Source organism: Stenotrophomonas sp. PvP093 (assembly GCF_017876915.1).
Lineage (GTDB): Bacteria > Pseudomonadota > Gammaproteobacteria > Xanthomonadales > Xanthomonadaceae > Stenotrophomonas > Stenotrophomonas muris.
In genome coordinates, this window is the sequence record NZ_JAGIOX010000004.1 from 2,668,892 (window position 1) to 2,693,841 (window position 24,950).

General features: G+C 67.2%; 26 protein-coding genes. 8 read left to right on the forward strand and 18 right to left on the reverse strand.

Annotated features, from left to right (window positions below):
• Nucleotides 1–34: 34 nt before the first annotated feature.
• The 3 genes from J3A72_RS14775 to hisS all read right to left on the reverse strand — a co-directional run bounded on the left by J3A72_RS14775 (nucleotide 35) and on the right by hisS (nucleotide 2,232).
• Nucleotides 35–343: a YerC/YecD family TrpR-related protein gene (locus J3A72_RS14775; RefSeq protein WP_005416326.1), complete on the reverse strand. Its 309-nt coding sequence runs from the start codon at nucleotides 341–343 to the stop codon at nucleotides 35–37.
• Between the two features lie 198 nt (nucleotides 344–541).
• Nucleotides 542–808 (reverse strand): hypothetical protein, encoded by a 267-nt coding sequence (locus J3A72_RS14780; protein WP_230374597.1) that lies wholly within the window; start codon nucleotides 806–808, stop codon nucleotides 542–544.
• A 26-nt stretch (nucleotides 809–834) separates the two neighbouring features.
• Nucleotides 835–2,232 (reverse strand): histidine--tRNA ligase, encoded by a 1,398-nt coding sequence (gene hisS, locus J3A72_RS14785; protein WP_075076813.1) that lies wholly within the window; start codon nucleotides 2,230–2,232, stop codon nucleotides 835–837.
• Nucleotides 2,233–2,359: 127 nt separating this feature from the next.
• On the opposite strand from hisS, the gene J3A72_RS14790 reads away from it, so the two are divergent.
• Nucleotides 2,360–3,112, forward strand: coding sequence for a helix-turn-helix domain-containing protein (locus J3A72_RS14790; protein WP_010482595.1), 753 nt, complete (start codon nucleotides 2,360–2,362; stop codon nucleotides 3,110–3,112).
• A 102-nt stretch (nucleotides 3,113–3,214) separates the two neighbouring features.
• Here the strand turns inward: J3A72_RS14790 and thrC are convergent, their stop codons facing one another.
• From thrC to thrA, 3 genes are read right to left on the reverse strand one after another with little or no spacing between them, the layout of a single operon-like run.
• Nucleotides 3,215–4,501 carry a threonine synthase gene (gene thrC / locus J3A72_RS14795; protein WP_075076812.1) on the reverse strand — a complete coding sequence of 429 codons (1,287 nt, stop codon included), beginning with the start codon at nucleotides 4,499–4,501 and terminating at the stop codon, nucleotides 3,215–3,217.
• A 29-nt stretch (nucleotides 4,502–4,530) separates the two neighbouring features.
• Nucleotides 4,531–5,445, reverse strand: coding sequence for a homoserine kinase (locus tag J3A72_RS14800; protein WP_049406512.1), 915 nt, complete (start codon nucleotides 5,443–5,445; stop codon nucleotides 4,531–4,533).
• Nucleotides 5,442–7,946 carry a bifunctional aspartate kinase/homoserine dehydrogenase I gene (thrA, locus tag J3A72_RS14805; protein WP_075076811.1) on the reverse strand — a complete coding sequence of 835 codons (2,505 nt, stop codon included), beginning with the start codon at nucleotides 7,944–7,946 and terminating at the stop codon, nucleotides 5,442–5,444. Before thrA ends, J3A72_RS14800 begins: the two co-directional genes overlap by 4 nt.
• 27 nt (nucleotides 7,947–7,973) lie before the next feature.
• On the opposite strand from thrA, the gene J3A72_RS14810 reads away from it, so the two are divergent.
• Nucleotides 7,974–8,294 (forward strand): hypothetical protein, encoded by a 321-nt coding sequence (locus tag J3A72_RS14810; protein WP_172617739.1) that lies wholly within the window; start codon nucleotides 7,974–7,976, stop codon nucleotides 8,292–8,294.
• Between the two features lie 9 nt (nucleotides 8,295–8,303).
• Here the strand turns inward: J3A72_RS14810 and J3A72_RS14815 are convergent, their stop codons facing one another.
• Together J3A72_RS14815 and J3A72_RS14820 are read right to left on the reverse strand one after the other, a co-directional pair.
• Complete coding sequence (locus J3A72_RS14815) at nucleotides 8,304–9,254, reverse strand: DMT family transporter (protein WP_032957678.1); 951 nt, start codon at nucleotides 9,252–9,254, stop codon at nucleotides 8,304–8,306.
• A gap of 168 nt (nucleotides 9,255–9,422) precedes the next feature.
• The gene (locus tag J3A72_RS14820) at nucleotides 9,423–10,118 is read right to left on the reverse strand and encodes an AraC family transcriptional regulator (RefSeq protein WP_014646939.1); all 696 of its coding nucleotides are present in this window, start codon (nucleotides 10,116–10,118) and stop codon (nucleotides 9,423–9,425) included.
• Between the two features lie 103 nt (nucleotides 10,119–10,221).
• On the opposite strand from J3A72_RS14820, the gene J3A72_RS14825 reads away from it, so the two are divergent.
• Nucleotides 10,222–11,028 carry a DUF6491 family protein gene (locus tag J3A72_RS14825; RefSeq protein WP_075076810.1) on the forward strand — a complete coding sequence of 269 codons (807 nt, stop codon included), beginning with the start codon at nucleotides 10,222–10,224 and terminating at the stop codon, nucleotides 11,026–11,028.
• Here J3A72_RS14825 and J3A72_RS14830 read toward each other — a convergent pair.
• The 3 genes from J3A72_RS14830 to J3A72_RS14840 form a co-directional block, all read right to left on the reverse strand.
• On the reverse strand, nucleotides 11,025–12,077 hold the full coding sequence (locus tag J3A72_RS14830; protein WP_014646937.1) for a linear amide C-N hydrolase: 1,053 nt from the start codon (nucleotides 12,075–12,077) through the stop codon (nucleotides 11,025–11,027). The genes J3A72_RS14825 and J3A72_RS14830 overlap by 4 nt on opposite strands.
• A gap of 67 nt (nucleotides 12,078–12,144) precedes the next feature.
• Nucleotides 12,145–12,558, reverse strand: coding sequence for a DUF6691 family protein (locus J3A72_RS14835; protein WP_075076809.1), 414 nt, complete (start codon nucleotides 12,556–12,558; stop codon nucleotides 12,145–12,147).
• Entirely contained in the window at nucleotides 12,555–12,992 is a 438-nt protein-coding gene (locus J3A72_RS14840) for a YeeE/YedE thiosulfate transporter family protein (protein ID WP_075076808.1), read from the reverse strand. Before J3A72_RS14840 ends, J3A72_RS14835 begins: the two co-directional genes overlap by 4 nt.
• An 86-nt stretch (nucleotides 12,993–13,078) precedes the next feature.
• On the opposite strand from J3A72_RS14840, the gene J3A72_RS14845 reads away from it, so the two are divergent.
• Nucleotides 13,079–13,402 carry a metalloregulator ArsR/SmtB family transcription factor gene (locus J3A72_RS14845; protein WP_032957672.1) on the forward strand — a complete coding sequence of 108 codons (324 nt, stop codon included), beginning with the start codon at nucleotides 13,079–13,081 and terminating at the stop codon, nucleotides 13,400–13,402.
• A gap of 3 nt (nucleotides 13,403–13,405) precedes the next feature.
• Here the strand turns inward: J3A72_RS14845 and J3A72_RS14850 are convergent, their stop codons facing one another.
• The 5 genes from J3A72_RS14850 to J3A72_RS14870 form a co-directional block, all read right to left on the reverse strand.
• Complete coding sequence (locus J3A72_RS14850) at nucleotides 13,406–13,834, reverse strand: BLUF domain-containing protein (protein WP_075076807.1); 429 nt, start codon at nucleotides 13,832–13,834, stop codon at nucleotides 13,406–13,408.
• An 83-nt stretch (nucleotides 13,835–13,917) separates the two neighbouring features.
• Nucleotides 13,918–15,051, reverse strand: coding sequence for a hybrid sensor histidine kinase/response regulator (locus tag J3A72_RS14855; RefSeq protein ID WP_032957670.1), 1,134 nt, complete (start codon nucleotides 15,049–15,051; stop codon nucleotides 13,918–13,920).
• Entirely contained in the window at nucleotides 15,048–15,623 is a 576-nt protein-coding gene (locus J3A72_RS14860) for a chemotaxis protein CheB (protein ID WP_209572046.1), read from the reverse strand. The genes J3A72_RS14855 and J3A72_RS14860 overlap by 4 nt, the downstream gene beginning before the upstream one ends.
• Nucleotides 15,623–16,447 (reverse strand): CheR family methyltransferase, encoded by an 825-nt coding sequence (locus J3A72_RS14865; protein ID WP_075076806.1) that lies wholly within the window; start codon nucleotides 16,445–16,447, stop codon nucleotides 15,623–15,625. Before J3A72_RS14865 ends, J3A72_RS14860 begins: the two co-directional genes overlap by 1 nt.
• A complete protein-coding gene (locus tag J3A72_RS14870) occupies nucleotides 16,444–19,557 on the reverse strand; it encodes a response regulator (protein WP_075076805.1) in 3,114 nt (1,037 codons plus the stop codon). The genes J3A72_RS14865 and J3A72_RS14870 overlap by 4 nt, the downstream gene beginning before the upstream one ends.
• 178 nt (nucleotides 19,558–19,735) lie before the next feature.
• Here J3A72_RS14870 and J3A72_RS14875 point away from each other — a divergent pair, with 178 nt between their 5' ends.
• Nucleotides 19,736–20,872, forward strand: coding sequence for a PAS domain-containing sensor histidine kinase (locus J3A72_RS14875; protein ID WP_032957663.1), 1,137 nt, complete (start codon nucleotides 19,736–19,738; stop codon nucleotides 20,870–20,872).
• Entirely contained in the window at nucleotides 20,862–21,221 is a 360-nt protein-coding gene (locus J3A72_RS14880) for a response regulator (RefSeq protein ID WP_014646927.1), read from the forward strand. Before J3A72_RS14875 ends, J3A72_RS14880 begins: the two co-directional genes overlap by 11 nt.
• Before the next feature lie 85 nt (nucleotides 21,222–21,306).
• On the opposite strand, the gene J3A72_RS14885 is transcribed toward J3A72_RS14880, so the two are convergent.
• A complete protein-coding gene (locus tag J3A72_RS14885) occupies nucleotides 21,307–22,200 on the reverse strand; it encodes a helix-turn-helix domain-containing protein (protein WP_075076804.1) in 894 nt (297 codons plus the stop codon).
• A 145-nt stretch (nucleotides 22,201–22,345) separates the two neighbouring features.
• Here J3A72_RS14885 and J3A72_RS14890 point away from each other — a divergent pair, with 145 nt between their 5' ends.
• Nucleotides 22,346–22,906, forward strand: coding sequence for a GNAT family N-acetyltransferase (locus J3A72_RS14890; RefSeq protein ID WP_140222858.1), 561 nt, complete (start codon nucleotides 22,346–22,348; stop codon nucleotides 22,904–22,906).
• A gap of 7 nt (nucleotides 22,907–22,913) precedes the next feature.
• Here J3A72_RS14890 and J3A72_RS14895 read toward each other — a convergent pair whose 3' ends face one another.
• On the reverse strand, nucleotides 22,914–23,378 hold the full coding sequence (locus J3A72_RS14895; RefSeq protein WP_075076803.1) for a GNAT family N-acetyltransferase: 465 nt from the start codon (nucleotides 23,376–23,378) through the stop codon (nucleotides 22,914–22,916).
• 661 nt (nucleotides 23,379–24,039) lie between these two features.
• On the opposite strand from J3A72_RS14895, the gene J3A72_RS14900 reads away from it, so the two are divergent.
• Nucleotides 24,040–24,939 carry a hypothetical protein gene (locus J3A72_RS14900; RefSeq protein ID WP_140222857.1) on the forward strand — a complete coding sequence of 300 codons (900 nt, stop codon included), beginning with the start codon at nucleotides 24,040–24,042 and terminating at the stop codon, nucleotides 24,937–24,939.
• Nucleotides 24,940–24,950 lie beyond the last annotated feature (11 nt).

A 24,950-nucleotide genomic window follows, 5' to 3' on the forward strand; every position in this document is an offset into this window, starting at 1 on the left:
GGGGGAGGTCTCGAAGTTCGGAACGGGGCGCGGATCAGCGCGAAGCAAGGCGGTCGATGGCGGCGGCATAGCCTCGATGGCCATGCTCGAGCGTGCGTGCCACCCGTCCGGTGGTGGTCACGCTGACGCCCGTGCGCTCGTGGATCTCGCGGTACGGGACGCCCTGCTGCAGCAGCGGCACCACCTTCCAGCGGTCGGCCATGGCCTCCAGCTCCGCCGGGGTGCACAGGTCGCGCAGGAATGCCTCGACCTGCTCCGGCTCGCGCAGCGCGGCAAAGGCCCGGGCCAGGGCTTCCAGGTCGGCCTTCGGGTCTTTGGCGGCAATCTCGGGGCGGGCTTTCACGGGGTCGGGTCCATGCATCAATGTAATAGCGCGTTAGTACATTAGCGCATTCTTGCGCGGTGCGTCAAATCGGAGCCTCATGGGGTCAGATCCGTTTTCCAAAGGAAAACGGATCTGACCCCTGGACCGGATGCCGGAAATGCAGAACGCCCACCAAAGGGCGGGCGTTCTGCTTTCAAATCAACAACCTGGCTCGACTCAGGGCAGGCAACGCACCTCCGCCTGCAGCGTCCCGCGCCGCAGGCACTCCCCGAACAGGCTGCCCTGCCGGCTCGGCAGGGACTGGATGTTCTGCAACGCCCCTGCACCCGCCGGACACGTCCGCGAGGCCAGGGCCCGCAGGTCGCCCTCAAGCTGCGCGCGGTCGATCACGTGACAGCGATCAACCTGCAGCCGGTACTGCGCCGGGCCCAGCCGATCACTGCGCAGCACCGGGTCACTCTGGCAGCCCGCCAGCAGGAGCACGCACAGCGCCCCTGCGGCGGCCCGCATCACGCCATTGCCCTGGACTGCTCCAGCTCCACCAGCAGGGCGCTGGCCAGCTCGTCGCGCGACACTTCGAACTGCTGTTCACGCAGCAGGTCCTTCACCGCCACCACGCCGCGCGCGAGCTCGTCTTCACCGGCCAGCACCACGAAGCGGATGCCGGCCTTGGCCGCGTACTGGAACTGCTTGCCGATCTTCTTCGGCTCCATCTGCACTTCGGTATTGATGCCACCGGCGCGCAGGCGGCGCGCGATGTCCAGCGACTGCGGCATGCCCTGCTCATCCATCAGCGCAACCAGCGCCTGCACGCTGCTGGCTTCGATGCCGTCGATCAGGCCCGCCTCGCGCAGCTGCCAGAACAGGCGCGACAGGCCGATGGAGATACCCACGCCCGGCAGCTTCGACTTGCTGTAGTGGCTGGCCAGGTCTTCGTAACGGCCGCCAGAACAGATCGAGCCGATCTGCGGGTGGTCGGTCAGCGTGGTCTCGTAGACGGTGCCGGTGTAATAGTCCAGGCCGCGCGCAATGGAGAAGTTCAGGCAGTACGCGGTTTCCGGCACGCCCAGCGCCTGCACCAGCTGCAGCACTTCGCGCAGTTCGGCGACGCCGGTACGCAGGATCTCCGAAGAACCGGCGTCGGCTTCCAGCGTGGCCAGCTGCGCCAGCGCATCGGCATGGCCCTGCGAACGCACAGCGACGAAGGCCAGGATCTTCTCGACCTGTTCTGCCGGGATGTTGAAGCCCTCGCCCACCAGCGTCTCGCGAACGTAATCGGCGCCACGCTTGTCCAGCTTGTCCACTTCGCGCAGCACCGCCAGCTGGCGCTCGCCTTCAGCCACGCCCAGGCTCTCGAAGAAGCCGCGCATCAGCTTGCGGTTGTTCAGCTGGATGCTGAAGTCACCGATGCGCAGTTCCGAGAACACCGCATGGATGACCGCCAGCACTTCAGCGTCGTACCGCACGCTCAGGCTGTCCTTGCCGATCACGTCGATGTCGCACTGGTAGAACTCGCGGAAACGACCGCGCTGGGCACGCTCGCCGCGGTACACGCGCTGCATCTGGTAACGGCGGAACGGGAAGGTCAGTTCGTGTTCGTGCTCGGCCACGTAGCGTGCCAGCGGCACGGTCAGGTCGAAGCGCAGCGCCATTTCCGGCAGCGAACGGTCGCCCGACTCGGCCGCGTTGGCCAGCGCGCCGGTGGACTGCACGAAATACACCTGGCGCTCGGTCTCACCACCGGACTTGGTCAGCAGCACGTCGGACAGCTCGAACACCGGCGTCTCCACCGGCAGGAACCCGAAGCGCTCGTAGTTGCGGCGGATGACGTCCAGCATGCGCTGGAACGCAATCTGCTCGCGCGGCAGCAGCTCAAGGGTGCCGGGCGGGGTACGGGGCTTGATCACGGGCGGAACTCCTGCTGGAACGGGACGTGGGAGGGGGCGACATTCTAGCGCCCCCGCCTCGGGCAGGGTCGAACGGCCGCTTGAAGTATCATAAGGCCCTCCCCGCCCGCGATACGCCCCCCGCAACATGTCACGGCCTTCCGGCGCTCCGCCCGCCACCAACGATCCCGCCTCGCCGTCCTGCACCACGCTGGACTGCCTGCACTGCTCGGTTCGGCACCTTGCGGTGTGCTCGGCGCTGTCGCCAGACGAAGTGCAGGCGCTGGAACAGGTCACCGTCTCGCAGCAGGTCAGCATGGGCAGCACGCTGGCACGCACCGGCGAAGAGCGCGACCATGTCTATACATTGACCGCAGGCGCACTGCGCCTGGTGCGCACCCTGGCCGACGGCCGGCGCCAGATCAACGGTTTCGTGCTGCCCGGCGACTATCTGGGCCTGAGCGGCAGCGACCACCATCGCTACGACATCGAGGCCATCGCCGACAGCCGCGTGTGCCGTGTCGCGCTGCCACAGATGAAGGCCCTGCGCAGCCGCTTCCCGCACCTGGAGCGCAAGCTGCTGCAGCGCGCCTGCCAGGAACTGGATGCCGCACAGGATGCTGCGCTGGCGCTGGCACGCCTGCAGCCGGCCGAGAAGCTGGCCGATTTCCTGCTGCGCCTGGCCGCGCGCGAGGCCAAGCTGGGGGGCGACGGCCTGCGCGTGTCGCTGCCGATGGGCCGCGGCGATATCGCCGACCATCTGGGCCTGACCATGGAAACGGTCAGCCGCACCTTCACCAAGCTGCGCCAGCAGGGGCTCATCGCCCTGCCCCACCTGAACGTGGTGGAGATCCTCGACGAGGATGGGCTGCGCACGCTGGCCGGTGAAGGGTTGATCTGACCGCATCGCGGTTGGTTGGGTTGCCGGCCAGCGGCCGGCACTACCGGACGGATGCAACACGGGTAGTGCCCGCCGCTGGCCGGCAACCGCCTCCATCTGCGATCAACGCAGCAACACCTCGCGCAACGCCGCGTAATCTGCCGCCAATGGTTCGGCGTGCGCCGGTCGCTGCAGCAACGCATCCAGCGCAGGCGGCACCGCCACCGTTTCGCCGATCAGCGGCTCGACCACAGCCTCGAACTTGGCTGGATGCGCCGTAGCCACCACCGCCCAGTCGCCCTTGGCACCGCGCGCGCGCAGATCCTGCAGCACCTTCACCGCCGTCGCCGTGTGCGGGCAGAACAGCTCGCCGCGGCTGGCGTGCGCTGCGGCAATCGTCGCGCGGATGGTCACGTCATCCACCGCGAACGCGCGGAAAGCTGCACGCAGCTCTGCGTCGTCGCCGTGGTAGAGCCAGCGCAGTCGCTCGAAGTTGCTCGGCGCACCCACGTCCATTGCATTGGCCACCGTCGCCACACTGGCCTGCGGCTGGTAGTCGCCACCATTGAAGTACGCCGGCAGCACGGCATTGGCATTGGTGGCCAGCACGACCTGGCCGATCGGCACGCCCAGCGCGCGCGCCAGCACGGCTGCCATCGCGTTGCCCAGATTGCCGGTCGGCACCACCAGGTTGAGCCGGCGACGATGCGCGGCGTAGTGGGTCAACGCTGCATGCGCGTAGTAGCTCATCTGCGGCAGCAGTCGGCCCAGGCTGATGCTGTTGGCCGAGCTCAACGGCACCTGCGCCTGCAGTTCGCGGTCGGCCAGCGCCTGCTTGACCATCGCCTGGCAATCGTCGAATGCGCCCGTCACGCGCAGGGCCTGGATGTTGTCGCCGAAACAACCGAGCTGATGCGCCTGGCGCGGAGACACGCGACCCTCCGGATACAGCACCACCACGCGCACGCCCGGCTGGCGATGGAAGGCCGCCGCAACGGCGGCACCCGTATCGCCGGACGTGGCGACGACGATCGTCAGATCGCGATCCTTGCCGCCCTGCAGGCGCGACAGCGTACCGGCCAGGAAGCGCGCGCCGATATCCTTGAATGCCGCCGTCGGCCCATGGAACAGCTCCAGCACATGGTCACCCTCGCCGAGCGCACGCAGCGGCACCGGGAAGTCGAACGCTTCGCGGCAGATCCCCGGAAGCGCAGTCTCGAGTGCATCGCCCGCAAACAACGGTGCCAGCAGATCGGCGGCGGTATCGGCCAGGGTCGCCCCGGCCTGCAGCTCGCGCGCGGCCGGCAGATGCGCGGGAACATACAGCCCGCCATCGGGCGCCAATCCGGCGGCGATCGCCGCGCTGAGGCCAACGGCGGGCGACTGGCCGCGGGTCGAAACAAATTGCATGGGATCGGTTTCCAGAGAAGGGGAAGGATTCAGCACAGCCGGGCTCCCGGCGCATCCAGCGGCGATACCCAGGCGTCACTGTCGAAGCCGGCCGCAGCGAACGCTGCCTGGACCGGCGCCACGGCGGCACGGGCCTGGTCGGCATCCTCGAACCAGGCGAACACACTGGGTCCGGCACCGGAGATGCCCGCGCCCATTGCATGGGCCGACAGCGCTGCATCACGGGCGGCCTCGAAGCCGGCAATCAATCCGGCCCGTCGCGGTTCGACCAGCACGTCGCGCAGTCCCGCGCGTACCAGCGTCGCATCACTGCGATGGCAACCACTGAGCACCAGCGCGAGGTTCGCGCTCTGGGCCACGAACTCGCCCAGCGCATAGCTGCCCTGCAGGGCCTGGCGGGCACGGCGCGTTTCCAGCACCGCGTGCGGATGCACCAGCAGGCTGTGCCAGCTGGCAGGCACCGGGACCGGCAACAGGCGATCGGCCGTACACAGCGCCAGGCCACCCAGCAGCAGCGGGCCGACGTTGTCACCGTGACGGCCACCACTGGCCACCGCCTCACCGTCCAGCGCGTAGGGGTACAGCGCCTCGCGCGGCAACGGGGCCTGCAGCAGCGCATTGGCGGCGACCAGCGCCGCGACACTCGACGCTGCCGAACCGCCCATGCCGGAACCGAACGGGATGCCCTTGTCGATCTCGACCGCGAAACCGAAATCCAGGCCCAGGCCTTCGCGCAGCGACATCAGCGCAGCCCCGGCGGTGTTGCCGGCGGCGTCCAGTGGCAGCGCGACAGCACTGCCACGGATCGCATCGATCCGCACCGCCGGCTCGTCGATGCGGCGCACGCTCACGGTATCGCCGATACCGGCAATGGCATGGCCGAGAATGTCGAAGCCCACTGCCACGTTGGCCACCGAGGCAGGCGCGAACGCACGTGCGATCACAGCCGCGCTCCTTCACCGGCGGCGACCCGCAGCAGGTCCGCGAACACACCCGCTGCCGTCACCTCCGGACCCGCACCCGGCCCCTGCACCACCAACGGGTTGTCGCAGTAGCGACGGGTGCGGAACTGCACCACGTTGTCGGTCAGCCGCAGGTTGGCGAAGGCATGATCGGCCGGCAGTTCCTGCAGCCCCACCGAGGCGCCGTCGGCACCCAGCTGTGCCACATAGCGCAGCACCGCGCCACGCGCCCGCGCATCCTGCAGGCGTTGCAGCAGGCTGGCGTCGGACTCGCCCAGCCGCGCCATGAAGTCATCCACGCTGCCCTCGCGCAGCAGCGCCGGCACCAGGCTTTCCACTTCCACCTGCTCAAGACTGAGCGCGTGGCCGGCTTCGCGGGCCAGGATCACCAGCTTGCGCGCCACGTCCACGCCCGAAAGATCGTCACGCGGGTCCGGCTCGGTGTAGCCCATCGACCGCGCCTGCGCGACCAGCTGCGAGAACGGCTGGCTGCCATCGAAGCGGTTGAACAGCCAGGCCAGCGTGCCGGAGAAGATGCCTTCGATGGCCAGCACCTCGTCACCGGTATCGACCAGGTCACGCAGCGTGGTGATCACCGGCAGGCCCGCGCCCACCGTGGCCTCGTAGCGGAAACGCGCACCACTGGCCGCCGCCGCGGCGCGGATGCGCTGGTAGCGCGGCAGCGGCCCGGCGCCGGCCTGTTTGTTCGGGGTGACCACGTGGATGCCGGCTGCCAACCAGCCCTCATAGCGCTCGGCCACCTCGGCACTGCCACTGCAGTCGATCACCACCGCATGCGGCAGGTGCGCGGCCAGCAGGTGTTCGGTGAAGCGATCCAGATCGCTGGGCTCACCCGCCTGCTGAAGGGCTTCGCGCCAGTCGGCATGCAGCCCATCCGCATCCAGCCGCATGCGCGAACGCGAGGCCAGTGCGCGCAGGCGCAGGTCGACATTGGCCTTGGCCAGCAACTGCGGGCGCGCGGCCAGCAGCTGGTCCAGCAGCGCGGCACCGACGTTGCCAGGCCCGATCACACCCACCGCGAAGGTCTGCGGCGACAGCCAGAAGCCGGCATGCGCGGCGCGCAGGGCGCGGGTGGCATCGGCACTGTCCACCGCCACCGAAATGTTGCGCTCGGACGAGCCCTGCGCGATTGCCAGGATGTTCACCTGCGCGCGGCCCAGCGCCTCGAACAGGCGCGCCGCCACGCCAGGTTGGCCGGCCATGCCGTCGCCCACTGCCGCCAGAACGCTGACGCCCTCGCTGACCTGCACGCGCTGCACCTGGCCCACCGACAGCTCATGCGCAAACGCATGCAGCAGCGCCTCGCGGCCACGTGCAGCTTCGGCGGCGCGCACCACGCAGCAGATCGAATGTTCCGACGAACCCTGCGAGATCATCACCACCGACACCTGCGCCTGGCGCAGGGCAGCGAATACGCGCTCTGCAGTGCCTGGCACGCCGATCAGGCCGGTGCCTTCCAGGTTCAACAGGGCCAGGCCCGGGCTCAGGGTCAGGCCCTTTACCGGCCCACGCGGCGAGCGCTCGGCACTGATGCGCGTACCCGGATGCGCCGGTTGGAACGTATTGCGGATGAAGATCGGCAGGCCCAGGCGGATCGCCGGCGACATCGTCTGCGGGTGCACCACTTTGGCGCCGAAGTAAGCCAGTTCGCAGGCCTCGTCGTAGCTGAGCGATTCGAGCTGCACGGCTTCGGGTACCAGGCGCGGGTCGGCTGACAGCACGCCGTCGACGTCGGTCCAGATGTGCAGTTCATCGGCATTGAACAGCGCGGCGAAGATCGCGCCGGAGTAGTCACTGCCGTTGCGGCCCAGGGTGGTGATGCGGTCATCACGGTCACGCGCGACGAAACCGGTGGCGACCAGGCGCGGCTGAGGATGTTGAAGGCGCCATTGCGCGAGGCGGTCGGCGCTGGCTTCCCAGTCGACATCGACGCCCAGCTCGCCATGCCCGACCACCAGCACATCGCGTGCATCGAGCACCGCACAGTCTTCGCCCAAGGCACGCAGGTGGGTGCCAAGCAGCTGCGCGGAGAACACTTCGCCCAGGCCCTGCACGCGGTCCAGCACCTCGCGCGGCAGCTCGCCGATCACCGCCAGCGCCGCCAGCACTTCGGCCAGCTGATCGAAGCGGGCGTCGATCCATTCGACCGTCTCGCCGACCTGCTCGCCCAGCAGCGCCACGGCGGCGCCACGGTGGCACGCGCGCAGGGCATGCCAGGCCTCGCGCCAACCCTGGTCACCCTTTGCCGCCAGCTGCGCCAGATCGATCAGCGCGTCGGTGACCCCCTTCATCGCCGAGACGACAGTGACCTGCAGCGACTCAGGACGGGCCAGCAGCAGGCCGGCAACATGGCGATAGCGTTCGGCATCGGCCACCGAGGTGCCGCCGAACTTGTGCACGACAGTGGACGGTGCAGCCAGATCGGCCGGGGCAACGGGATGGGCGGGGGCGTGGGAAGACATGCAGACCTCGTTAGGAGGCCCCGTCGCATGCAGGTGTCGAGTTTCCCCGCCACCTGGATGGTGCGGGGCCGTGGTTTTCGGGAGTTACACGAAGACGACGGGCCGCACCAGGGCAGTGGTGACGGTGGTGGTGGTAATGGTGGTGGTGGCGACCGGCGCAGTCGGACGGCCCGCAATGGCGGGGGCGATCAGGCTGGCGTGGGCGGCATCAAGGACCATGACGCACAGAAAACACTGTGCGCCGGTCCGCTGTCAAGTGCTGCGATGCAAAAAATCATTGCGGCGATCATCGGCAAACGTGCCGGCATTTGGTTGCATCTGAGACCAAGGCGGCATCAGCACGCTTGACGCCCACATTCAGCCTGCATGTTCGGCGATCGCCCGTGGCGAGCGATGGGCATGCGCGCACAGCATCACGCCGGCCACCAGGAACACGATCGCCAGCGCCTCCAGCAGCGAGGGCCAGCGCTGCTGCCAGGCGAAGGCATACGCCAGCGCGAACAGCGTCTCGAACACGATCATCTGCCCGGTCAGGGTCAATGGCAGCAGGCGGCTGGCACGGTTCCAGAACGCGTTGCCGAGGATCGAGGCCACCACTGCCACGCCGGCGCTGATCGCCCAGAAGCCACTCCACTGCGCCGCGGTGTGGGTACCGCTGTGGCCGATGAAGGCCATCGGCACCAGCAGCAGGGCCAGGCCGCCAGTGGTGACGCCGGTCAGCAACGACCAGTCGTGGCTGGACAGGTCCGGCCGGCGCGCCAGCCAACGACTGTTGCCGATCGAGTACAGCGCCCACGAGAACAGCGCACCGAACGCACAGAGCAGGCCAATCAGGCGCTGCCGCCACGGTGTTGCGAGGTGTTCGGACATCAATGCTTCCCAGCCCACCAGCGCCACGCCGAGCACGCACAGGCCCAGCGCCGGCAGCAGCTGCTTCAACGGCACCGCGCCCTGCTCGCGCACGCCAACCACAGTGACCACCACCGGAATCAGGCCGACAATCAATGACGCCGCCGCGCCACCGGCCCACTGCACCGCCGTGGCCAGCAGCAGGAAGTACACCAGGTTGCCGGCCAGGCTCAGCCACAGCAGCCCGAACCATTCGGCGCGGCCCAGCCGCGGTGCCAGCCGCTTCCAGCGCGGCAGCAGCAGAGCGATGGCAATCAGGCCATAGACCAGGTAGCGACCGGCGGACAGTTGCAGGGCATTGAACGACTGCAGCACGGCGGGGGCGAGAAAGACCACGCCCCACAGCGCGCCAGCGGCAACGCCATTGGCGATGCCCAGGGCCATCGGGTTGTTGCGCATTCGGGTTCTTCGGGGGAAGAGAACGGGCCGCGCAGTGTAAGCGCTCACCAGTGGCGCCCTCTTGACCGAGGCTATTGCCTTGTCATCTCTGTAGAGCCGAGCCAATGCTCGGCTGCGATTGGCCGCTGTGCAGATAAGGGCAGCCGAGCGTGGGCTCGGCTCTACAGGTCAGATGGCGCCCCTGCGCCAGGCGGCCGGTGTCTGCCCGCACTCACGACGCAGCGCACGGGTCAGTGCACTCTGCTCGGAATAGCCTGCCGCCAGCGCGATATCGCTGATCGGCGCCGCACTGGTACGCAGTTGGTGCTTGGCCCAACGCAACCGGCTTGCACTGAGCCAGGCCTGCGGGCTCAGCCCGAACTCCCGCTGGAACAGCGCATGCAACCGGCTTTCGCTGACACCGACGAAGGCGGCCATGCGTGCTACCGGCCACGCCTGGCCCGGATCAACCTGCACCGCCGCGCACAGGCCCTGCAGGCGCGCACCACTGCCCGCCGGTGCGAACACCTGGAGCAGCTGCGGCAACAGGGCCGGCAGTGCCTGGCCCTCACACACCTGCGCCAGGCGCTGTCGCAGCGCCAGTGGCAGATGCAGCCAGCGCTGGCGGCACAGGTGTTCCTGGGTACCGTCATCGAGCACACCCGGGGGGCAGTCGACGATCACGAAAGCATTCGGGCCATCGGCCATCTGGTCGTGTGCTTCGCCAGCCGCGACGAAGGCCCCCTGCAGCAGGTCCAGGCGACCACCGCGGCCTTGCATCTCGAACTGCAGTTCGCCCTGCAGCGGCAGCACCCACTGCGCGTAGTCATGACGGTCCAGGCCGGTGGCCTGGCCGTAGTGCCGCAGGTGGAAGATCGCGCCCATATGACGAGTGTGCGCGTGCTGGCATTTCCCTGCAACGCGGCCCCGGCACCGGCCATGCTATGTTCCAGCCAGTTACAGACGCAGGGATGGCAGGATGAACAGCATGATCCGATTGCTTCCGCTGGCACTGGCCAGCGCCTTACCCCTGGCCGCCCTGGCCCAGGCGCCATCCGCGCCATCGGCCGCCGAGCGCATCGCACCTGCACCGCACTGCCTGGACGCACGTGACGTACGCCAGGTCGAGCAGGAGACACCGACCGCCATCGCGGTCCGTGATGGCAGGGGCCAGGCCTTCCGCATCGACTTCAGCGCAGCCTGCCCGGGTGTCAACGAAGCCAGCACACTGCGGCTGGAGGCGCCTTCGGGCTGGGCCTGCGGCCGCCCCAGTGAACAGGTGATGGTGGATGGCCGCCGCTGCGGCGTCGGCAGTGTCACCCCCATCGACAACCGGGAGTTCGCCAGCACCGCTCGCCAGAGCAGCCGCCTGTACGCGGCCACCCTGCCGCCGGTGAACGTGACCGCCACAGGCAAGCCCAGCCGTGGCGGCAGCAGCCCGCGCCATACCTTCCAGGCCTCGCCAGCGTTCTGCTTCGCCACCCGCCATGTGCGCAGCTGGAACGAGGATCCGCAAGGCGTGGTGGTGGAGACCAATCCGCGCCGCAATGGCGGCAATCGCTACTACCGCGTCGAACTGGCCGGCAGCTGCTCGATCCTGGCCGGGGCGACCTCGGTGGAATTCCAGTCCGGTTTCCAGAACGGCCTGATCTGTGGCAATCCGGGCGATCGCATCGTGGAGACGCCGTCCGGAATCCCCGGCGACATGCGCGCCAGCACGCCGCGCTTCGCCCGCCCGGGCTGCAGCGTGCTGGCGGTCTATCCGAAGGACGCGCCGGACCAGGCCTCGCGCTAGCCGTCCACGCCGAGGAAGGCGAACGGTGCACTGGGTACGAAGTGACCCAATGCATCGCCGGCGAACGTGTTGCGCTGGTCCTTGCCAAGGTCGAGCTTGAGCACCTGGCCGCCGAAATCGACCTTGTTCAGATCGATCCAGAAGGTGTTGGGGGTCAGCGCCGATTCGAAGAAGTACAACCGCCGCTTGTGGTCGGCCACCGTGCGCCAGCGCGTCGATGAGATGTTCGGCTCGCCCGGCGTGGTGATGCCATACGGCACCGACGCATTGCGGATCACGCTGAACACGCTGGCCAGCGCTTCCACCGGGTCCTCGGCCTTGGGAATGGCATTGATGTAGAACGACGCACGCGCGAAGCGGTCGGACGAGCGGTTGGTACCTGGCAGCATCACCGTGCCACCGATCTGCTGCCAGTAGCTGTTGAGTGCCAGCTGCTGCTCGAAGATCGGCGAGTTGGTCATCACCTGGTAGCGCCGGTCATGGTGGATCACCTGGCGCCCCCCGATGTACTCGACGATGGCACTGTCGCCGCTCGCGTCGGACAGCGACAGATGCAGCGTTGCCTGGCGGTCCTCGCCCGGCACCTTGTCGGTGACGATCGAGTACGGCTCACGCTTCAGCGCCGCCACCGCCTCGTCCACGGTCGCGAAATTGTCCAGCACATACTGCGCCCACAGCGAAATCGCCAGTCCCGGCTTGTTGCCGCGCTGCTGCGGATACTCCGATTCGACCAGCCACAGCAGGTTGGCCACCAGGCCCTTCTCGTTCATGCCATCGGTGGTCGACACGTCGTAGCCGGTGGCCACCACCGAACCATAGCGCGCTGTCCAGGCCAGCGACTTCGGTCCGGCCTGGCCGGTGCGCGCGATGCCGCGCGGCAGCACATAGAGGTTGGTCGCCACGTCGACCTTCCAGTCCATCGAGCGTGCGGTGATCACATCACCGTTGTCACCCAGGTACACCGCGCGCGTGCAGGCCAGCGCCGGTGCCACCGCAGCGGCCAGTGCGACCGCCAGCATTGCCCTGCCCGTCCACTTCATCCGTACCATGTCGTTGTGCTCCTTTCCCCGTGAACCCCGGATCTGACCGCACGCAGGGTGACACAGGGGTGAAGCCTCAGCGTACGACCCGATCGTGCAGCCAGAAACCTGCAAGCATTGCAGGCACGAACCACAGCGCTTCACGCGATGCGACTGCCAGCCCGGCGATGGCCGGTCCCGGGCAATAGCCAGCCCATCCCCAGCCGATACCGAACAGTGCGGCACCCAGCAGCAGGCGCGCATCGACATCACGCGCACTGGGCAGCTGGAAGCGCAGCGCGAACCACGGCTGCGCGCGGCGCAGCACCCAGCGCTGGCCGACCGCACTGACCAGCAGCGCCGAGCCCAGCACCCACACCAGGGTGGGATCGAAATCACCCGCAATGTCGAGGAAGCCGAGCACACGGCGCGCGTCGGTCATCCCCGAAAGCGCCAGCCCCGCACCGAACAGCGCACCCGCCGCTGCCGCGGCCCCTGTCGCGCGGCTCATGCCGGGCCTCCGCCGTGGCGGATGAGGAACGTCGTCAGCATCGCGCAGGCCATGAACACCAGCACCGCCAGCAGCGAGCGCTTCGAGCCGCGAGCCATGCCACAGACGCCGTGACCGCTGGTACAGCCACTGCCCAAGCGGGTGCCGAAGCCCACCAGCAGGCCGGCGCCGATCAACTGCCAGGCAGGCAAGGCATCGCGCAACTGAACCCGCGGCGAGGCGTCGGGCAGCGACTGCCACCACAGCACCAGCCCGGCCGCCGCGAGCAGGCCAGACAGGAAGGCCCAGCGCCATCCGCGCTCGCCTTCCGCTGCGCGCAGACTGCCTGCGGCGATCCCGCTGATACCGGCCACACGCCCGAGGGTGGCGAGCAACAGCACTGCGGCGGCGCCGATCAACCCACCGCCGGCCAACGCAGTCCACGGCAGGTTCATGCCCTGGCCTCATTCACGCCCTTCATGGGATTGCCCTTTTATTTAGATTTATCTAAATTAGACACGTCTAAACAAAAAGGTCAACCATGCCCAGCACCCCGCTCGACAGTGCCGCGATGGCCAAGCACGCCGCGCAGGCCGCTGCCCTGCTCAAGCGCCTGGCCCATCCTGCCCGCTTGCGCGTGCTGTGCCGCCTGGTCGAAGGCGAAGCGCCGGTACCGGAGCTGCAGGCGCTGACCGGATTGAGTGCGTCCGCGCTGTCGCAGCACCTGGCTGTGCTGCGCGATATGGACATCGTGGCGACCCGGCGCGAAGCACAGGCCATCCACTACCGCATGCAGGAAGGGCCCGCATTGGGCGTGCTGCAGGCGCTGCATGCCGCCTATTGCGGCGGCGGCACCTCGGGCTGACGCTCAGCCGGCGTGCAGTGCTGGCTGCACAACGCTGTCGAGCAGGTCCACCGGCGTCGGCGCGGAGCGATCACCCTGCAGCGTACGGGTAAAGCCCGACCAGTCACTGGATGACAGCTGGCGCAACAGCGCCTCCTCCACCGGCAGCGCGCGCATCGACCAGTACGGAAACTGGCGCTGGCCCAGGCGGCCGCGCGCCAGTTCAATGATGTCGATATGGCTGCCGGCCTGCAGGATGCGTTCGTAGACCGAACCGATGCCATCCGGCGGCCCTTCGATGTACTGCAGGAAACGCCCGCCGTCGTGCAGAAGCACGCCGGTCACGCCGGCCATCTTGTTGAAGCGGGCCGCATCGTCGACCAGCGCCTGCAGCCGTCGAGCGGAGAGATCCGGCAGCGCCCGGCTGACATAGGCGATCGCACGCAGTGGCATGGTGCTTCCTTGGCAATATCTGCCGCCACGGTAGCAGTTGCGGACGAGCCCGTCTCAGATCCACGCGTCGCTTGCTGAAGGATTCAGCTGGCCGCCGTTGCCGGGCTTTCAGAGCGCCGTGGCAGCGTCGCCTCGAACACCACCTGCCCCGCCTCGTTGCGCGCGCCGATGTGGCCGCCGTGCGCGCGGACGAACTGATCAACGATGTACAGGCCCAGCCCCAGGCCATTGCTGGGGTGGAAACTGGCCTTGAACGGCTCGAACAATCGCGGCAGCAGCGCGTCGTCGATCCGCCCGGCGTTGCTTACCCGCAGCAGCACGCTGCGCGGATCGCGGCCGTCCACCTCCACCCTCGCCTCGCTGCCATGGGTAAGCGCGTTGCCGACCAGGTTCGCGGCGACCTGGCCAAGCCGATCCAGATCACCCTGCAGGCGGGTATCGCCCTGCATGTCGAGATGCACCCGTGCGTGGCCGTGGGCGCTGCCCGCTTCGGCCACCACGGCACGCGTCACTTCCGCAAGATCGCAGGCACTTGCCTGCAGGCGCAGGCCGCCGCTGCGGATCCGCGAAAAGTCCAGCAGCTGCTCGACCATCCGCGCCATGCGCAGGGTGCTGGCTTCCAGGTGCTTCAGGGTCTGCTGCGCACCGGCATTGTCCTCTGGAAGCTCCAGCGCCAGCTTGTCGGCACACAGCAGGATCGCCGACAGCGGCGTGCGCAGGTCATGGGTGAGCACGGCCGCCATCGTCTCGTTGAGCTTGAGCGAACGTTCCAGCGCCTCGTTGCGCGCCTTCAGCAGCTGGCGCTGCTGGTAGAGCTCGATGAAGACGTTGACCTTGCTCAGGATCACCTGCGGTGCGACCGGCTTGTGCAGGAAATCGACCGCACCGGTTTCGTAGCCCTTGAAGGCACGCACCGGGTCATCCGGCGAGGCGGTCAGGAAGATGATCGGCACATCGCGGCTGCGGTGCGAACCGCGCATCAGCTCGGCCAGGGTGAAGCCATCGATCTCCGGCATGTGCACATCCAGCAATGCCAGCGCCACCTCGTGCTCCAGCAGCAGCTCCAGCGCCTGCGCACCCGAGCCCGCAAGCAACAGGTTCACGCCCTCGCGCTGCAGCAGCGCCTGCATGGCTACCAGGTTCTGCGGCACGTCATCGACGATCAGCAGGTTGACCGGGGTCTGCGACTGCGCAGGGTCCGGTGGCAACAGGTTCATGCAAACAACTCCTTCAGGCGACGGCACATCAGTTCAAGGGGCAGCACGGCATCGGCGCCAGCGTGCTGCAGGGCGGAGGCCGGCATCATCGATGCCTCGGCCTCCTCGGGACATTGCAGCCAGGCGCGGCCACCAGCGGCGCGCACGGCGGCCACGCCTTCGCTGCCATCACTGCTGGCACCGGTCAGCAGCAAGGCCAGCACCTGCGCGCCGAACACCGCGGCCGCCGACTCGAACAGCGGCTCGATGGCCGGGCGAGAAAACAGCACCGGGGCGTCCACCGACAGCGCCAGCGAACCGGCGTCTTCCACCAGCAGGTGATAGTCCGGTGGCGCAAAGGTCACCGTGCCAGGCTGCAGCGGCTGCTTGTCTTCGGCCTCGCGCACCGGCAGCGCGCAGTACGGCGCCAGCACTTCGGCGATGCGGCTGCTGCGATCGCGTGGCAGGTGCAGCACTGCCAGCACCGGCGCCGGCAGTGCCGCAGGCAGCGCGCCAAGCACCGTCTGCAGCGCTGCGACCCCACCCGCAGAGGCCCCGATCACCAGCACGGCCGGTCGTATCGGCAGGCTCATCAGGCGACTTTCCGGTACAGGCGATGCTCGCGCGAGCAGACCTCGAACGCACCGTGGTGGCGCCCGAACTGCAGCGACTCCTTGCTGCCCAGGCCAAGGAAGCCGCGATGCACCAGCGCATCACGGAACAGGCCCACCGCGCGATCCTGCAGGTCGCGGTTGAAATAGATCAGCACGTTGCGGCACGACACCAGGTGCACTTCGGAGAACACGGTGTCGGTGGCCAGGCTGTGGTCGGCGAACACCACGTTGCGGCGCAGCTGGCGGTTGAACACCGCGCCATCGTAGGCCGTGGCGTAGTAGTCGGAGAGCGAAGCGGTGCCGCCGGCCGCCAGGTAGTTGCGGCTGAACTGGGCCATGCGGTCGATGCCATAGGCGCCGGCTTCGGCGGTGGCCAGCGCTGCCGGATTGATGTCGGTGGCGTAAACGATGCTGCGCTCGAGCAGGTCTTCCTCGTGCAGCAGGATCGCCAGTGACCACACTTCCTCGCCCGTACTGCAGCCAGCCACCCACAGCTTCACCGAGGGATAGGTGCGCAGCACCGGCACCACCTGCTCGCGCAGCTCACGGAAATAGGCCGGGTCACGGAACATCTCCGAGACCTGCACGGTGAAGAACTGCATCGCCTGCGCGAACAGGTCCGGCTCGTGCAGCAGGCGGTGCTGCAGGTCGGCCAGCCGCTCGCACTCGTAGCGCTGCATGGCCTGGCGGATGCGCCGCCGCAGCGACGATACCGCGTAGCTGCGGAAGTCGTAGTGGTAGCGCTGGTACAGCGCTTCCAGCAGCACCTTCAGTTCCAGGTCGAACAGCGCCTGCTCGTTCATTGCCGCGAGCACCAGACACGGCACAGCGAGACCAGCTTGTCGACATCGATGGGCTTGGCGATGTAATCGTTGGCACCGGCCTGCAGGCATCGCTCACGGTCGTCCGGCATGGCCTTGGCGGTCAGCGCGATGATCGGCAGGTCCTGCAGGTGGCGCTGCGCGCGGATCTCGCGCATCGCGGCCAGCCCATCCTTCTCCGGCATCATGATGTCCATCAGCACCAGATCGACCTCGCGCTCGGCGAGGCGATCCACCGCTTCCTGGCCATTGCGCGCGATCTCCAGCGTGACGCCGAGCGGTTCGAGCACGCTGGACAGCGCGAAGATGTTGCGGACATCGTCTTCGGCCAGCAGAACGGTACGGCCATCGAGCACGGTGTCGCGACGGCGCGCTTCGCGCAGCAGGCGCTGCTGGTCGGTCGGCAGGCTGGCCTCGACGCTGTGCAGGAACAGGGTCACTTCATCCAGCAGGCGTTCCGGCGAACGCGCACCCTTGATGATGATGCTCTTGGAATAGCGACGCAGGCGCTGCTCTTCCTCGCGGCTGAGCGCGCGGCCGGTATAGACGATCACCGGCGGGAAACCGACCTCATCGTTGCCGGCCATGTGTTCAAGCAGGTCGTAGCCGCTGCCGTCGGGCAGCGACAGGTCCATCACCATGCAGTCGAACGTGACCGTGCTGAGCTGTTCCAGTGCGCCGGCCAGGGTGCCCACCGCGACGATCTGCAGCTGGTCGCGGCCCAGCAGCAGTTCCAGGTTGCTGCGCAGTTCGCTGTCGTCCTCGACGATCAGCAGGCGCCGCACGTCGCGCTGGCTGGTCTGTTCCAGCTGCTCGATGGCCGTCACCAGCCGCTCGCGCGTGGTCGGCTTGATCGCGAAGCCGATCGCGCCCAGCTCGCGCGCCACCTGGCTGCGGTCCGTTGCCGAGACCACATGCACCGGGATGTGCCGGGTTTCGGGGTTGCGCTTCAGGCGCTCCAGCACGCTCAGGCCCGACACGTCCGGCAGGCCGATATCAAGCAGGATGCCGTTCGGACGCAGCTCACTGGCAAGTGTCAGCGCTTCTTCCGCCGTACCCGCCACCACGCAGTCGAAGTCCAGTTCATGGGCCAGGGCCACCAGTGCTTCGGCGAACGTGGCATCGTCCTCGACCGCCAGGATCAGGCGCCCGGCGCGCTCGCGGCGGCCGCGGTCGTCGGCCACGCCGGCCGACGCAGTGGCCGGCGCCGCCGCAGTGGCAGCGCGCACCGGCGCGGGCGGCAGCACGGCCGGTGTCCGTGCCGGCGCCGGCACTCCCACAGGGGCCTCGGCAGCCTCGGCTGCGCTCGCCGCGGGGGCGCCCTGCAATGGCAGCTCCAGGATGAAGCAGCTGCCGCGCCCGGGCTCGCTATCGACCTGGATGCGGCCGCCCATGCGCTCGGCCAGATCGCGCGAGATCGACAGGCCCAGGCCGGTACCGCCGTAGCGACGGCGGGTGCTGCCGTCGGCCTGGCGGAAGGCTTCAAAGATGACGTCCAGCTGCTCGCGGGCGATGCCGATGCCGGTGTCGCAGACCTCGAACCGGATGCGGCCATTGCCGGCCGCACGCACGTGCAGGCTGACCTTTCCGTGCTCGGTGAACTTCACCGCGTTGGCCAGCAGGTTCTTCAGGATCTGCTGCAGCCGCTGGCTGTCGACCACCAGCTGGCTCGGTGCCAGCGCATCGGCTTCGATCTGCAGGGCCAGGCCCTTCTGCCGCGCCATCGGCTCGAAGGTCTCGCGCAGGCGCTGCAGCGCGCTGTCGACCACCACCACTTCATCGGACAGTTCGACATGGCCGGCCTCGATGCGCGACAGGTCGAGGATGTCGTTGATCAGTGCCAACAGATCGTTGTTGGACGAGAGGATCGCACGGGCGTACTTCACCTGTTCTTCGGTGAGCGTGCCGTCCTTGTTGTCGGCCAGCAGCTTGGCCAGGATCAGCGAGCTGTTCAGCGGCGTGCGCAGTTCGTGCGACATGTTGGCCAGGAACTCGGACTTGTAGCGCGATGTCGCGGCCAGTTCGTTGCTGTTGCGCACCAGCTGGCTCTGCGCGACCAGCAGCGCCTGCTTCTGCGCCTCCAGCTCGTGGGTGCGCTCTTCCAGCTGCACGTTGCTCTGTTCCAGCTCGGCCTGCTGTTCTTCCAGGTGGCTCTGCGACTGCAGCAGGCTGCGGCTCTGCTCTTCCAGTTCCTCGTTGGCCACGCGCAGCTCTTCCTGCTGGGCCTGCAGCTCCTCGCCCTGGCGCTGCGACTCTTCCAGCAGCACCACCAGTTGCGCACGCAACAGCGATGCGCGCAGCGCCAAGCCGATGGTCTCGGCACAGCGCTCCAGCAGCTCGCGATCCAGATCACGCTGTTCACCGACCCGGGCGCGGCCCAGTTCGATGATGCCGACCACGGCACCGTCGCTGCTGAGCGGCGCCAGGATGCGCTCGCGCACCGGCAGCCGGCCCAGGCTGGTCTGCAGTTCAAGCACGGCGGCATCGTCGCCATGCAGGTGGCGGATCCGTTCATCACGAGCGACCTGCCCGGCCAGCCCTTCGTGCAGGGCCAGCGAGGCCGGCGCGCCCGAAGGCAGCGCCATGCCACCGGTCAGCTGCAGCCGTCCGCCTTCCAGCCGATAGACCGCACCGACCTCCGCGTCCAGCTGCCCGGCCAGGCTCGTCGCAGCCGCCTCGGCGATCTGCTCCGGCCCCAGGTCGCCGCGCAGGCTCGACGCCACCGCGTTCTCGGCCTCCTGCAGCCAGAGCGCGCGCATGGCCTGGCGGCGGGCCTGGATGGCGCGCGAGACGATCAGCGCGATCATCAGGAAGGCGCAGCCACCGATGGTGCGGTTGACGAACGAGAACGACGAGTTGTTGCTGGCGGGCGCCACGTTGAAGCCGATCACCAGCAGGACACAGGCGATCATCGCGACCACGAACGGCGCGCGCGCACTGCGCTGGAACACCGTGACGCCCACGGCCAGGAAATAGGCCAGCCAGACCGCGTATCCCAGCGGTACCACCAGTTCCAGCGCGATGGTCGCCGCCAGCAATACGGCAGAGGTCATCCAGATCCAGCGGTCACGCGTAGTCGCACCAGGACGCATGCAGGTCGGTTCCAGAAGGCAAAGGGTGGAAGATGGTACTCCGTGTCGCATTCAGCCGCACAGGACAAATGGCACGTGTCAGGTGTGCACGCATCCTTCACACTTGAATGCCTAGCTTCACGTCCCTCACAGGGGTAACACTTATCTACACGTGGACGCAGCCGCCTCTACGACGTCCGTGCTGACGGACCCTTCCCGACAACTGCGATTGCTGATCGACAGCGTGCGCGACCATGCGCTGTACCTGCTTGATCCTGAAGGCATCGTCTGCAGCTGGAACCCGGGCGCCGAGCGCATCAAGGGCTATTCAGCCGATGAAGTGGTGGGTACGCACTTCGGTCGATTCTACCTGGCCACCGAGCGCGAGGCCGGCGAACCGCAGCGCCTGCTCCGCCTCGCGGCGCAGCAGGGCCATGTTGCCAGCGAGGGCTGGCGGGTACGCCGCGACGGCTCGTCGTTCCGCGCCAGCGTGGTCATCGAGCCGGTCGTTGAAGCGGGCGAACTGCTTGGCTTCGTCAAGATCACCCGCGACATCACCGAGCAATGGCAGGCACAGCGACTGCTGCGCGATGCCCAGCGTGCGCTGCGCAACACCCAGCAATTCGAGACGGTCGGCCGGCTCAGCCGCGGCCTGTCGCACGAGTTCAACAACCTGCTGACCACCATCGGCAACGCACTGGACCTGCTGTCGCTACGCGTCCGCGGTGACGATGCACGCGCCGCCGAGCTGCTGGACGCTGCGCAGGCGGCCACCGACCGCGGCGCCCTGCTGACCCGCCAGCTGCTGGCCTTCAGCACGGGCCAGACCCTGATCCGCGAACCGCTGGACATCAACACGCTGGTACAGCAATGGCTGCCGGGCCTGCAGCGCGCCTGCCCACCCACGGTGACGCTGGACGCCTGCCTCACGCCGGGCCTGCCGCAGGTGTGCACCGACGCGATGCAGCTGCAGGCTGCCCTGGCCAACCTGGTGGCAAATGCCGTGGAGGCCACCATCGATGGCGGGCGCATCCTGATCGGCACCGCGCTGGAACATCGGCTCGACCCGGATGCGGACACTACGCTGCAACGCGGCTATGTCACCCTCAGCGTCTGTGACGAAGGCCATGGCATGGCGGCCGACATCGCCGAGCGCGCCAGCGAGCCCTTCTTCACCACCAAGGACATCGGCAAGGGCAGCGGCCTGGGCCTGAGCCAGGTGTTCGGATTCACTACCCAGAGCGGCGGCTTCGTCGATGTGTCCACCACGCCCGGTGTCGGCACGACGGTAAGCCTGCTGTTACCCGCATCAGAGGAAGCAACCCATGACCGATGAACCGATCCGCGTACTGATGGTGGAGGACCAGAACGATCTGCGCGAGATGATCGGCCTGGCCCTGCGCGATTTTGGCATCGAGGTCGCCACCACCGCCGATGGCCACGAGGCGGCGGAGCTGCTCAAGGGCGAGGCGCGTTTTGACGTGGTGTTCAGCGATGTCAGCATGCCCAACGGCATGTCCGGCATCGAACTGAGCGAGCACGTCGCCCGCGAACAGCCGCAGGCACGCATGATCCTGTCCTCCGGCTATGCGCGCTCGCAGCTGCCGCCGCTGCCGGAGCAGGTGGAGTTCCTGCCCAAGCCCTATCGCCTGCGCCAGCTGGTCGAGCTGTTGAAGCAGGATTGACCTTTCGCCAGGCCTGGCGAAGCCGATCTACGGGTGCCGGGGCCCTACCGCCGCGACTGCGTGGTCGAACGCATGCTCGGCGGGGTTACCGAGGATCTGCTGTCCGAAGTGCCGGCACCGCTGTTCGCATCCCACTAGCGCCGCCCTGCCCCGCACGGCGGTAGCCGGTCAGCGACTGCCCGGTGTGCCGCCGGAAGTAGCGGCACAGGTAGGACGCATCCTCGAAGCACAATCGCTCGGCGATGCGCCCGATCGGCAGCTCGCTGTAGCTCAGCAGCGCCTTGATCTCCAGCACCACCTGGCGGTCGATCAACGCCTTGGGTGTTTCACCGAAGCACTCGCGGGTCAGCTGTGAAAGATAGAACGGCGTGATGCACAACGCATCGGCATAAGACCGCACGTCGCGCTGGCGGGTACTGCGCTGGCCGACCAGTTCCCAGAAATTCCAGGCCAGGCGCTCGCGCCGGCTGACCGGCGCTGCGGCCCCCTTCTGTGCCGGCAACAGCGTGGCGAATTTCAGGAAAAAGGTCTGCAGTAGATTGCGCAGCATCACGTGCCGATAGCGGCCCCCAGTATGCTGTGCGTCCATCAGCTGCTGCAGCCAGCCCTGCAGGAGCGGCACCTCCAGCGGCGACGGCACGCAATGGGGATGCTCATGCAGGAACTTGAACAGCGCGTTGGGCAGTACGTAGGCCACCTCCGACGCCAGCGCCTTCGGCATCAGGCAGACCACCGCCAGGAAGCCACGCGATCGCTTCCGCAGCAGCGCCAGCGTGTCCTCGGCCAGCACCAGCACGTCGTGCCGCTGCACCGCCACCTCACGGAAGTTCAGTGCGAAGCGCGCACGCCCGGACACGCACACCAGTACCGCCAGATACGCGCGCCCGAACGACAGCGGAACCCCCTGCCCCTCGGCCAGCGTACTGACCTCCAGGCGCATCGATTCGTCCTGATCCAGAAGCTGGGGTATGCGGTCCATTGGCCGATCCGGCTGCATTCCGCGGCACAGCATACCGGGCAACGCCGGGGAGTTGTGAAAAATACCGAAACCATCAAGGTCCCGCCCTGTGCCCTCCGCCCGACGCGGCCTAGCCTGTGCGCTCTCTCCCTGCCCTTGAATGACCATGTCCCTGTACACCGAACGCCTGATCCTGCGCCCCTGGCGCGACACCGACGCCGCCGACCTGTACGAATACGCCCGCGACCTGCGCGTCGGGCCCATCGCCGGATGGCCAGCCCACACCAGCGTCGAGGAAAGTACCGAGATCATCCGCACCGTGTTCAACCGGCCGGAGGTCTATGCCCTGCAGAGCCGCGAAGATGGCCGCGCCATCGGCTGCGTCGGCATCCTGATCGGTGCCGACAGCAACTTCGAGATGGGCGAACGCGAAGGCGAGATCGCCTACTGGATCGGCGTGCCGTACTGGGGGCGCGGCCTGGTACCCGAAGCAGTGCGCGAAGTGATGCGGCACGCCTTCCTCGGCCTGCGCCTGGACGCACTGTGGTGCGGCTACTTCGCCGACAACCTGCAGTCCCTGAGCGTACAGAGCAAATGCGGTTTCCAGCATCACCATACCGAAGTGAACAAGTTCAACAGCTTCCTCGGCGACTACCGCACCGAACACATCAGCCGCATCACCCGCGAGCAATGGCGCGCGCAGCAGGATGCCTTGTTGCCTGAGTGATTACGACTCAGCCGGCACGGTGCTGCATGAACAGCAGTTCCGGCGTCGAAGCGTCTTCCATCGGCTGAAAGCCCAGGTCGCGGTACAGGGTCACCGCCGCGACGTTGTCACGATAGACACGCAGGGTCAGCCGCTCCGCCCCGGGCGACTGCAACGCCTGCGCCATCAGCGCCTGCATCAGTACACGTCCCAGTCCACGTCCGCGTGCCCGCGGCGAAACGATGATGCGGCCCAGGTGCAGCGTGCCGGAGGTCGTTGGCCAGTACTGGCCGAAACCAAGGCAGTGGCCATGCGCATCCAGCAGCACCCAGCCCGGGCGCTGCTGCAGTTGCAGTGCCTGCGCGAATGCGTCCGGCACGAGCGGATACGCCACGCCGGGACCGGCCCAGCGCCGGGTTGCGCTGGCCGAATCCAGCCACGCGCCGATGGCGGCGAAGTGCGGAGGCTGCACGGGGCGAAGGTACTCACTCATGGCGTGCCCGCAAGGAAGGATGGCCGCCATGGTGTGCGATCCCGGTGGCCGAATCACGTTGCACGGCAGCGCTTGAATTTTGTCCCAGGGCAATAAGCAATGCCGATCGTCCACCGCCGCCACACCTGACAACCCCTCTTTTCCTTCTGCCCTCGGGATCCTCCGGCGCCGCTCTGGGCGCTGTACAACCGCTTCGGCGGCGTCCGTGTCATGGCATGCGCGGCGGCACTGATGGGCCTGTGCAGTTACGACTGCCTGCCGCGGCCGCTGCTTGGGTTGCGAGGCGAAGAGCAGGCGCACGTGGCGGAGGTGCTGCGAGGCCTGGAGTTGCTCTGTAGCCTGCGCGAAGGGGCATCACGCGCGGTGCATGCAATAGCGCCCCCGGCCCGATTCGAACAAGTGCCCTCTATCGTCAAAGATCCACCCCAGCGAAGGTGGGGCTCGGCCTGAACCAGGATTAGGCGTGTCCAGGCTTCCACTCAGCGTCCAGTCATAAACAAATACTGAACTAGACCTATGGCCTGATGGGGGGAGCGTCGCCCCATCCCGTTTTGTAGGCATGGGACCTGCCAAAGTGCGCGGCGGTCGGAGCCCAGCCCCTGATTGGGCACCGTGACAATCCCTGCACGCGTACCGCGCTGATCGGTCATGAAGGAACGCCATGTCTCCACGAGTCAAAGTCCTGAGCTTCTCTGCATTGATACTGGTCGTCTTGGCGGGAGTCAGTTTTTGGTATGTCCCAACCAAAGCGGACACACAACAGCGCAAACCTGATTCTCAAACCAATCAGCCAAACTCCAAGGATCAGGCCAACTCTAGCCATACCGCCTCATCCCTCACAGGTCCTGAGTTGAGTTCCAACACACAGGATGCAGCAGCCGGATTTCTTGAACTTCGTTCACGTGCAGAAGCCGGGGACGTAGCAGCACAGCGCAAGCTGGGGCAGATTTATCAGCATTGCTCCGTTTTCAGCATTTCCCATTCGAACATGTATGCGACGTTGGACGCATACGCGCGCCTCAGCGGGAAAACGCAAGGCGCATACGATGACATCAAGAAGCGCTTCGCAGCGACCTGCTCGGTCGTTGACGGCGGCGACGTGATACTCGAAGAGCACTATACAAAATGGTTTGAACGCGCGGCAGATCACGGCGATCCTTACGCCAGGATTTACATGGCATCCAGCAAGTGGACCAGCCTCAAACCTGGTGACTATCAGCTACTGGCACGCGATGCGGTCAATTCTGCAGACCCGGAGGCAATTTTTGCACTGGGAGATCTGCTAGCGCTCGCGCCAGAGGGAACCGATCTCGGTGCCTTCAATGCAAGCGCTACGGGTCCATACGCCAACTATGCCTGGGGCATCGTCGCCTGCCGAATGGGGGCAGATTGCGGAGCCGGCTCATTCCGCATGGATTCACTATGTGTCAATTCGGGCGTGTGCGGATCAGAGAATTTTGAAGACGCCATCAGGAGCAGGGTGGTTCCTGCTGGACAGCAAGAGTCGCTTGATAGAGCAATAGGAGAAGTAAACAGAGCAGTTGGGAAGAAGCCATCTTGAAAAGGACGCCG

Coding starts and splice junctions, on each gene's coding strand:
- J3A72_RS14830 (WP_014646937.1), bottom strand. CDS start 12,077: ATGGTACGGATGAAGTGGACGGGCAGGGCAATGCTGGCGGTCGCACTG.
- J3A72_RS14895 (WP_075076803.1), bottom strand. CDS start 23,378: ATGAGTGAGTACCTTCGCCCCGTGCAGCCTCCGCACTTCGCCGCCATC.
- J3A72_RS14825 (WP_075076810.1), top strand. CDS start 10,222: ATGATCCGATTGCTTCCGCTGGCACTGGCCAGCGCCTTACCCCTGGCC.
- J3A72_RS14790 (WP_010482595.1), top strand. CDS start 2,360: ATGTCACGGCCTTCCGGCGCTCCGCCCGCCACCAACGATCCCGCCTCG.
- J3A72_RS14815 (WP_032957678.1), bottom strand. CDS start 9,254: ATGCGCAACAACCCGATGGCCCTGGGCATCGCCAATGGCGTTGCCGCT.
- J3A72_RS14855 (WP_032957670.1), bottom strand. CDS start 15,051: ATGAACCTGTTGCCACCGGACCCTGCGCAGTCGCAGACCCCGGTCAAC.
- J3A72_RS14845 (WP_032957672.1), top strand. CDS start 13,079: ATGCCCAGCACCCCGCTCGACAGTGCCGCGATGGCCAAGCACGCCGCG.
- J3A72_RS14820 (WP_014646939.1), bottom strand. CDS start 10,118: ATGGGCGCGATCTTCCACCTGCGGCACTACGGCCAGGCCACCGGCCTG.
- J3A72_RS14840 (WP_075076808.1), bottom strand. CDS start 12,992: ATGAACCTGCCGTGGACTGCGTTGGCCGGCGGTGGGTTGATCGGCGCC.
- J3A72_RS14900 (WP_140222857.1), top strand. CDS start 24,040: ATGTCTCCACGAGTCAAAGTCCTGAGCTTCTCTGCATTGATACTGGTC.
- thrA (WP_075076811.1), bottom strand. CDS start 7,946: ATGTCTTCCCACGCCCCCGCCCATCCCGTTGCCCCGGCCGATCTGGCT.
- J3A72_RS14810 (WP_172617739.1), top strand. CDS start 7,974: ATGCAGGTGTCGAGTTTCCCCGCCACCTGGATGGTGCGGGGCCGTGGT.
- J3A72_RS14860 (WP_209572046.1), bottom strand. CDS start 15,623: ATGAGCCTGCCGATACGACCGGCCGTGCTGGTGATCGGGGCCTCTGCG.
- J3A72_RS14890 (WP_140222858.1), top strand. CDS start 22,346: ATGTCCCTGTACACCGAACGCCTGATCCTGCGCCCCTGGCGCGACACC.
- J3A72_RS14885 (WP_075076804.1), bottom strand. CDS start 22,200: ATGGACCGCATACCCCAGCTTCTGGATCAGGACGAATCGATGCGCCTG.
- thrC (WP_075076812.1), bottom strand. CDS start 4,501: ATGCAATTTGTTTCGACCCGCGGCCAGTCGCCCGCCGTTGGCCTCAGC.
- J3A72_RS14865 (WP_075076806.1), bottom strand. CDS start 16,447: ATGAACGAGCAGGCGCTGTTCGACCTGGAACTGAAGGTGCTGCTGGAA.
- J3A72_RS14880 (WP_014646927.1), top strand. CDS start 20,862: ATGACCGATGAACCGATCCGCGTACTGATGGTGGAGGACCAGAACGAT.
- J3A72_RS14870 (WP_075076805.1), bottom strand. CDS start 19,557: ATGCGTCCTGGTGCGACTACGCGTGACCGCTGGATCTGGATGACCTCT.
- J3A72_RS14835 (WP_075076809.1), bottom strand. CDS start 12,558: ATGAGCCGCGCGACAGGGGCCGCGGCAGCGGCGGGTGCGCTGTTCGGT.
- J3A72_RS14850 (WP_075076807.1), bottom strand. CDS start 13,834: ATGCCACTGCGTGCGATCGCCTATGTCAGCCGGGCGCTGCCGGATCTC.